This is a genomic window from Vibrio sp. 2134-1 (assembly GCF_033339495.1).
Genome location: NZ_JAWOUS010000751.1, coordinates 1 through 572, shown reverse-complemented (window position 1 = coordinate 572; position 572 = coordinate 1). Strand labels below are relative to the sequence as shown.

Sequence of the window (572 nt, the reverse complement as noted above, 5' to 3'; positions counted from 1 at the left end):
CGAAGGCCAAGTCATTTCTGGCAATGTACTGGAGAATGACATTGATATTGATGGTGACTTGTACATTCGATATGTCAGAGCCGGAGGAGAGATCCAGTCTGTCCCTGATGGTGGCTCAGTAAGTTTTAGTCTAGAGAAGGGTGAATTAACCGTATTTTCAGATGGCTCTTGGCAGTTGAATGCCAGTCGCAACTTAGATCACACGGTTGAGCAAAGTATCGTATTTGATTATCTCGCAGCCGATGATTCAAAAGATTACGGTGTAGCAACCGCAACTATCGACATTATAGATGGCCAAGCGGGTTATGTAGGCAGCGCTACTATAAACACAGCAGAAGTACCTCTGGGAGAGGCATTATTAACCACCGAAGGCAGTGTTAATGTGATTGCTGGCTCTGATAACCCTGATCCGACTAGTTTGTATTTTGGTGGGGCATCCATTACTAAGTTAGAGGCATTAGGGCTTACAAGCTCAGTCTCTGATAATGAGCTTAGCTACACGTTAAGTTCCAGTGGAAAGCAAATTACAGCATTTGCGAATGGTGTCACTGTATTTACGTTAACGTTGAGTG

Annotated in this window: 1 protein-coding gene; it reads left to right on the top strand. The window is 44.1% G+C overall.

Annotation, left to right across the window (positions count from 1 at the left end; genetic code table 11):
- The coding region (locus tag R7R78_RS28330) for a hypothetical protein (RefSeq protein ID WP_225474877.1) at window positions 1-572 on the top strand (572 nt) is incomplete at both ends.